This is a genomic window from Pseudomonas nitroreducens NBRC 12694, from assembly GCF_002091755.1.
Classification (GTDB): domain Bacteria; phylum Pseudomonadota; class Gammaproteobacteria; order Pseudomonadales; family Pseudomonadaceae; genus Pseudomonas; species Pseudomonas nitroreducens.
Genome location: NZ_BDAI01000007.1, coordinates 221,990 through 229,400, shown reverse-complemented (window position 1 = coordinate 229,400; position 7,411 = coordinate 221,990). Strand labels below are relative to the sequence as shown.

Here is a 7,411-nt window from a genome sequence, read left to right as displayed (position 1 = left end):
CGACCGCATGGTTGGTATTCAGCACGCGGTTCTCGGTGTCCACCACGCGGCGCTCGTCGCTGGCGCTGGCATACGCCTCCTCCAGCACCGCCATGTAGTGCGGGAAGCGCTTGAGCATCAGCGGAATGCCGCAATTGTGGAACAGCCCCAGCGCGTAAGCCTCGTCCACCGACTCGTAGCCAATGCGCTTGGCCAGGGTCAGGCAGCTCATGGCCACGTCCTGCGCCGTATCCCAGAAGCGATTGAGGGTAACGATGGTGTCGTCGGTCATCTCCCCCTTGATCGACTGGGCGTTGATCAGGTTGATCACCGAACGGCTGCCCAGCAGGTTCACCGCCCGCTGGATCGAGGTGATGCGGTTGGCCAGGCCGAAGAACGGCGAGTTCACCAGCTTCAGCAGCGCACCGGACAGCCCCGGGTCCTGGCTGATCAGCTTGGCGATCGCCTTCAGGTCCGGATTGGGCATGAACTGCTCCATCTGCAGGTCAACCATGATCTGCGGCTGCGGCGGCACGCTGATGCCCTGCAGGGCCTGACGGATCTGTTCGGCGGAGAGTTCTTGGGACATGTAGGCGCGGACTGGAAAGTTGACGGGGCGCACAGTTTACCCAGAGCAACGCATTCTGGAACTGCCGTTTTAGACTGAACTTTCATCGGCTGCTGTGTCGGAACCTTTACACCCAAGCGGAAGAAATGGGAGACACGCCATGAGCCAGACACTCAAAGGCAAGACCGTCGCCATCCTGGTCACCGATGGCTTCGAACAGGTCGAACTGACCGGCCCGCGCGAGGCGCTCGAGGAAGCCGGCGCCAAGGTGAGGATTCTCTCCGACAGCACCGACAAGGTACGCGGCTGGAACCATGACAAGCCGGCTGACTACTTCAAGGTCGACAGCACCTTCGAGACCGCCCGCATCGATGACTATGACGCGGTGCTGCTGCCCGGCGGCGTGATCAACGCCGACCAGATCCGCAACCTGCCCAAGGCCCAGGAAATCGTGCAGAAGGCTAGCGAGGCCGGCAAACCCATCGCCGTGATCTGCCACGGCGCCTGGCTGCTGGTCTCCGCCGGCCTGGTGAAGGGCAAGACACTGACCAGCTGGAACTCGCTCAAGGACGACATCAACAATGCCGGCGGCCACTGGGTCGACCGCCAGGTGGTCAAGGACGGGCACCTGATCAGCAGCCGCAAGCCCGACGATATCCCCGCCTTCAACAAGCAGCTGATCGAAACCCTCGCCGCCTGATCCGATCAAAAGCGCGTGCGCCCTGCTCCGGGGGGGCGCGCTGCTGCGCTATAATCCCGCTCTTTTGCCGGAGCCTTCCCCATGACCCTGCCCAGCCTGCGTCTGAAAGCCAACGCCGAGCGCCGCCTGCGCGCCGGCCACCTGTGGGTCTACAGCAACGAAGTGGACGTCGCTGCCACCCCGCTGAACGGCTTCGGCGCCGGCGAACAGGCCATCCTCGAAATGGCCAACGGCAAGCCGCTGGGCATCGTCGCGATGAGCCCGAACAACCTCATCTGCGCCCGCCTGATTTCCCGTGACACCAAGCACGTTCTCGACAAATCGCTACTGGTTCACCGCCTGAATGTCGCCCTGAGCCTGCGCGAGCGCCTGTTCGACAAGCCGTTCTACCGCCTCGTCTACGGTGACTCCGACCTGCTGCCGGGTCTGGTGGTAGACCGTTTCGGCGACGTACTGGTGGTCCAGCTCGCCTCGGCGACCATGGAGAAGCACCGCGACGACGTACTCGCCGCCCTGCTGCAGGTGCTCAAGCCCAGCGCCGTGCTGTGGAAGAACGACTCCAGCGCCCGCGATGCCGAAGGCCTTGAGCGCTACGTCGAGAACGCCTACGGCGAAGTCCCGGAATGGGTCGGCCTGGAAGAGAACGGCGTGAAGTTCGAAGCCCCAGTACTGGCAGGTCAGAAGACTGGCTGGTTCTACGACCACCGCATGAACCGCGCCCGCCTGCAGCCCTATGTGCAGGGCAAGCGCGTTCTGGACCTGTTCAGCTATATCGGCGGCTGGGGCATCCAGGCCGCAGCCTTCGGCGCCAGCGAAGTGATGTGCGTCGATGCCTCCGGCTTCGCCCTGGATGGCGTGGAGCGCAACGCCACCCTCAACGGCCTGGCCGAGAAAGTCGCCTGCGTGGAAGGTGACGTATTCGATGCCCTGCGCGAGCTGAAGGCCGCCGACGAGCGCTTCGACGTGATCGTTGCCGACCCGCCCGCCTTCATCAAGCGCAAGAAGGACCTGAAAAACGGCGAGGCCGCCTACCGCCGCCTCAACGAACAGGCCATGCGCCTGCTGTCCAAGGATGGCGTGCTGGTGAGCGCCTCCTGCTCAATGCACCTGCCCGAGGACGACCTGCAGAACATCCTGCTGGGCAGCGCCCGTCACCTAGACCGCAACATCCAGCTGCTGGAGCGCGGCGGCCAGGGCCCGGACCACCCCGTCCACCTGGCGATCCCGGAAACCCGCTACATCAAGAGCCTGACGGTGCGTCTGCTGCCCAACGGCTAAGGCATCACCGCACGCCCCGTATTTCATTCATCGGCACAGGGCGGATAAAGCGGAACGCTTTATCCGCCGTCTCTGCACCCGATTCCGCGGATGGCGGATAACGCTTGAGGCGTCATGCGCCCTCTGGTCGAGGGGAGCACATCATTTCACCGGCATCAGCGAATCCGCCTCGCTGAGCACCGCTTTACCAGTCTTGCGCTCGAACAGGCACAACTCGCGGCCTGGCTTGCCCTTCATGTGCTTCTGCGCATAGGTCCCCCCGATCATCAGCGCTGTATAGCCCACGCTGTCGTCGAACAGCACCGGAGTCCCCAGCACCTTCTTGTTCTGCAGATGACTCAGCGCCAGGCAGGCCTCGCGCTGCTGCTTGTCCTGCGCCTGCCAGGCCGCGTCGGACGAGGCCTGCACGCTGCCGGCAAAGACTGCAGCCAGCAGAGCAATTGAGATGACTTTCATGGGGTTGCTCCTTCAACGAACGGGATCGAAAAGCGCCAATGGCCATTCTGACCATGCCAGCGCGGCGAAAGTCTATGGCCCGCGCCGACCGCCAGCCTTTCCCTGGCGGCAAGGCCCGGCGTAGAATCCGGCTCATTCCTGCCATTTATCCCCCGGCGGGCCTGTGAGCCCCGGCCGAGCAGGCGGTGACCCCGCCAAGCCCCGCGCCGACCTCGCCCATGCAAGGCCATCTGCTGTTTGCATCCGGTGCGTACCGCGCTCACGATACGACTTAGAGTCTGCTCAAGGTCTCGCCGGCCAGCGCCATCCGCTGCACGCCGCCGCACTTAAAGACCCGGATCGACTCCCACCGTGCACCTGAGCCGCAGGAACCTGTCATGCCCGATTACCGTTCGAAAACCTCCACCCACGGCCGCAACATGGCCGGCGCCCGCGCCCTGTGGCGCGCCACCGGGATGAAGGACGAAGACTTCAAGAAACCGATCATCGCCATCGCCAACTCCTTCACCCAGTTCGTGCCCGGCCACGTGCACCTGAAGGACCTGGGCCAGCTGGTCGCCCGCGAGATCGAAAAACACGGCGGCGTGGCCAAGGAATTCAACACCATCGCCGTGGACGACGGCATCGCCATGGGCCATGACGGCATGCTCTATTCCCTGCCGTCGCGCGAGATCATCGCCGACTCCGTGGAATACATGGTCAACGCCCACTGCGCCGACGCCATCGTCTGCATCTCCAACTGCGACAAGATCACCCCCGGCATGCTGATGGCCGCCCTGCGCCTGAACATCCCGGTGGTGTTCGTCTCCGGCGGCCCGATGGAAGCCGGCAAGACCAAGCTGGCCAACCACGGCCTGGACCTGGTGGACGCCATGGTCGTCGCCGCCGACGACTCCTGCTCCGACGAGAAGGTCGCCGAGTACGAGCGCAGCGCCTGCCCGACCTGCGGCTCCTGCTCCGGCATGTTCACCGCCAACTCGATGAACTGCCTGACCGAAGCCCTGGGCCTGTCGCTGCCGGGCAACGGTTCGACCCTGGCTACCCACGCCGACCGCGAGCAGCTGTTCCTGCGCGCCGGCCGCCTGGCCGTCGAGCTGTGCCAGCGCTACTACGGTGAAGGCGACGAGTCCGTGCTGCCGCGCAACGTCGCCAGCTTCAAGGCGTTCGAGAACGCCATGACCCTGGACATCGCCATGGGCGGTTCGACCAACACCATTCTGCATCTGCTGGCCGCCGCCCAGGAGGCGGAGATCGCCTTCGACCTGCGCGACATCGATCGCCTGTCGCGCAAGGTGCCGCAGCTGTGCAAGGTCGCGCCGAACATCCAGAAGTACCACATGGAAGACGTGCACCGCGCCGGCGGCATCTTCTCCATCCTCGGCGAGCTGGCCCGTGGCGGCCTGCTGCACACCGACGTACCGACCGTGCACAGCCCGAGCATGGCCGACGCCATCGCCGAGTGGGACATCACCCAGACCCAGGACGAGAAGGTCCACACCTTCTTCAAGGCCGGCCCCGCCGGTATCCCGACCCAGGTGGCGTTCAGCCAGAGCACCCGCTGGGACACCCTGGATGACGACCGCGCCGAAGGCTGCATCCGCAGCGTCGAGCACGCCTACTCCCAGGAAGGCGGCCTGGCCGTGCTGTACGGCAACATCGCCCTCGACGGCTGCGTGGTGAAGACCGCTGGCGTGGACGAGTCCATCCACGTGTTCGAAGGCCGCGCAAAGATCTTCGAAAGCCAGGACGGTGCCGTGAAGGGCATCCTCGCTGACGAGGTGAAGCCGGGCGACATCGTGATCATCCGCTACGAAGGCCCGAAAGGCGGCCCGGGCATGCAGGAAATGCTGTACCCGACCAGTTACCTGAAGTCCAAGGGCCTGGGCAAGGCCTGTGCCCTGCTCACCGATGGCCGCTTCTCCGGCGGCACCTCGGGCCTGTCCATCGGCCACGCCTCGCCGGAAGCCGCAGCCGGTGGCGCCATCGGCCTGGTGCAGGACGGCGACAAGGTACTGATCGACATCCCCAACCGCAGCATCAACCTGCTGGTCAGCGATGAAGAGCTGGCCACCCGCCGCGCCGAGCAGAACAAGAAGGGCTGGAAGCCGGCGCTGCCGCGCGCGCGCAAGGTGAGCACCGCGCTGAAAGCCTACGCCCTGCTCGCCACCAGCGCCGACAAGGGCGCGGTGCGCGACAAGGCGCTGCTGGACGGTTGAGTCTGGCGGTGACATGAAAAAGCCCGGCGAATGCCGGGCTTTTTTGTGGGCGATGAAACCAGGAGATCAACCTTCCTGCGAGTCTGTCTTAGCACAACCACCCGTACCGGGCTTTATGCCACGATCAGCGTCGCAGATGGTTCCCGACACCTCCCAGATCAGACTCGATTTAGTGTCAGCCTTAGGCTTCATTTCCAGCTCAAGTTCATTCCCCTTGCTATCGGTCGCACTGGTCTTGAACTTGATGACCCCGTCCGTCACCGAATAACCACTCGTGATATTGGTGGTCGCGTCGAAATCTTTTGGAATCCCATAGGTTCCGGCGTCACATCCCTTCGGGGAGCCCACTTCCGCGACACACAGACCAACGGCGGTCTTAACGCCGGAAATCTCAGCCATCGCGGCCGCTGCTTTCGACCGGGACGAATAGTCCGAATACAAGGGCAACGACACCGAAGCCAGAATCCCGATGATCGCCACCACGATCATCAGCTCGATCAGAGTGAAACCCTGTTGTTTGCGCATCTTCATATCCTTCTGGATTACGCCGAGGCCCCGAATGGCTCCGGATGTACTCCAGTGAAGTCACGCAACCGGGCACGATCATTCAGACGCGTCCGCGCACCCTGTTGAAAATTCGGCACTTTTTCCTGCGTCGAAAGCCAGGGCGGTACCCCTGCCCGACCTTGGCGTAGGAATCCGAACTTCCCCGTTTATCCCTCCTTGCCTCATGGCACTGTGCGATCCCGCCTCGGGCCAGTAAAATCGCGCTCTTTTTTCCCGGACCGCCGCCCATGAGCTCCCTCGAGAACCCGTCCGCCGCCAAGGACCAGCCCGACCTGGTCTACGGCCTGGAAGACCGCCCCGCCCTGCCCATCGCCCTGCTGGCTGCGCTGCAGCACCTGCTGGCTATCATCGTGCCGATCGTCACTCCCGGCCTGCTGATCTGCCAGGCGCTGGGCGTGTCGCCGCGCGACACCAACCTGATCGTGTCGATGTCGCTGGTGATCTCCGGCATCGCCACCTTCGTCCAGTGCAAGCGCTTCGGGCCGTTCGGCGCGGGCCTGCTGATCGTCCAGGGCACCAGCTTCAACTTCGTCGGCCCGCTGATCGCCGGCGGGGCGCTGATGGTGAAGAACGGCACCCCGGTGGAAGCGGTGATGGCGGCGATCTTCGGCGTGGTCATGGCCGGCTCCTTCGTGGAAATGGGCGTGTCGCGCATCCTGCCCTTCGTGAAGCGCTTGATCACCCCTCTGGTCACCGGCATCGTGGTGCTGATGATCGGCCTGACCCTGATCAAGGTCGGTCTGATCAGCATGGGCGGCGGCTTCTCCGCCATGTCCAACGGCACCTTCGCCAACGGCGAGAACCTGATGCTGTCGGGCCTGGTGCTGGCGATCATCGTCATCCTCAACCGCATCCCGGTGGTGTGGATGCGCAGCGGCGCCATCGTCATCGCCCTGGCCGTGGGCTATGCGCTGGCCGGTTACCTGGGCCGCCTGGACTTCACCGGCATGCACGAGGCGCCGGCCTTCCAGGTCCCGGTGCCGCTGCACTTCGGCCTGGGCTTCTCCTGGAGCCTGTTCATCCCGATGCTGGTGATCTACCTGGTCACCTCGCTGGAAGCCATCGGCGACGTCACCGCCACCAGCAAGATCTCCAAGCAGCCGGTCGAAGGCCCGCTGTGGATGCAGCGCATCAAGGGCGGCGTGCTGGTGAACGGCGCCAACTCGCTGCTGGCCGGCCTGTTCAACACATTCCCCAGCTCGGTGTTCGCGCAGAACAACGGCGTGATCCAGTTGACCGGCGTCGCCAGCCGCCACGTCGGCCTGTGGATCGCCGCGATGCTCATCGTGCTGGGCCTTTTCCCCAGCGTCGCCGGGGTGATCCAGGCCGTTCCCGAGCCTGTGCTCGGCGGCGCGGTAATGGTGATGTTCGGCGCGGTTGCCGCCTCGGGCATCAACATCCTCGCCGGCACCCATCTGGACCGCCGCGCGCTGCTGATCATCGCCGTCAGCCTGGCGCTGGGCCTGGGCATTTCCCAGGTACCAGAGTTCCTCGCGCACATGCCCCACGCAATCCGCAATGTGCTGGAATCAGGCGTGGCCACCGGCGGCATCTGCGCCCTGCTGCTGAACTGGTTCCTGCCCGAGTCCGACGCCGCCAAGGCCTCGCACAACGGCTGAGCCGCCACGACGCCACCTTCGGGTGGCG

7 protein-coding genes are annotated in these 7,411 nt (G+C 64.6%); 4 read left to right on the top strand and 3 right to left on the bottom strand.

Going from position 1 to position 7,411, the window contains the following annotated elements:
• A partial coding sequence (locus tag PNI01S_RS19550) for an HDOD domain-containing protein (protein WP_143514259.1) occupies nucleotides 1-514 on the bottom strand: 514 nt, incomplete at its 3' end.
• A 193-nt stretch (nucleotides 515-707) separates the two neighbouring features.
• Between PNI01S_RS19550 and PNI01S_RS19545 the strand changes: the two genes are divergently transcribed.
• On the top strand, nucleotides 708-1,247 hold the full coding sequence (locus tag PNI01S_RS19545) for a type 1 glutamine amidotransferase domain-containing protein (RefSeq protein ID WP_084358837.1): 540 nt from the start codon (nucleotides 708-710) through the stop codon (nucleotides 1,245-1,247).
• Nucleotides 1,248-1,328: 81 nt separating this feature from the next.
• Nucleotides 1,329-2,525 (top strand): class I SAM-dependent rRNA methyltransferase, encoded by a 1,197-nt coding sequence (locus tag PNI01S_RS19540; RefSeq protein WP_084358836.1) that lies wholly within the window; start codon nucleotides 1,329-1,331, stop codon nucleotides 2,523-2,525.
• 141 nt (nucleotides 2,526-2,666) lie between these two features.
• Here the strand turns inward: PNI01S_RS19540 and PNI01S_RS19535 are convergent, their stop codons facing one another.
• Nucleotides 2,667-2,981: a hypothetical protein gene (locus PNI01S_RS19535; RefSeq protein ID WP_024762207.1), complete on the bottom strand. Its 315-nt coding sequence runs from the start codon at nucleotides 2,979-2,981 to the stop codon at nucleotides 2,667-2,669.
• Between the two features lie 377 nt (nucleotides 2,982-3,358).
• Between PNI01S_RS19535 and ilvD the strand changes: the two genes are divergently transcribed.
• Entirely contained in the window at nucleotides 3,359-5,197 is a 1,839-nt protein-coding gene (gene ilvD / locus PNI01S_RS19530) for a dihydroxy-acid dehydratase (protein WP_084358835.1), read from the top strand.
• A gap of 66 nt (nucleotides 5,198-5,263) precedes the next feature.
• Here the strand turns inward: ilvD and PNI01S_RS19525 are convergent, their stop codons facing one another.
• Complete coding sequence (locus tag PNI01S_RS19525) at nucleotides 5,264-5,722, bottom strand: pilin (protein ID WP_084358834.1); 459 nt, start codon at nucleotides 5,720-5,722, stop codon at nucleotides 5,264-5,266.
• Between the two features lie 269 nt (nucleotides 5,723-5,991).
• On the opposite strand from PNI01S_RS19525, the gene PNI01S_RS19520 reads away from it, so the two are divergent.
• Nucleotides 5,992-7,383, top strand: coding sequence for a nucleobase:cation symporter-2 family protein (locus PNI01S_RS19520; protein WP_024762204.1), 1,392 nt, complete (start codon nucleotides 5,992-5,994; stop codon nucleotides 7,381-7,383).
• The last annotated feature ends 28 nt before the right edge of the window (nucleotides 7,384-7,411 follow it).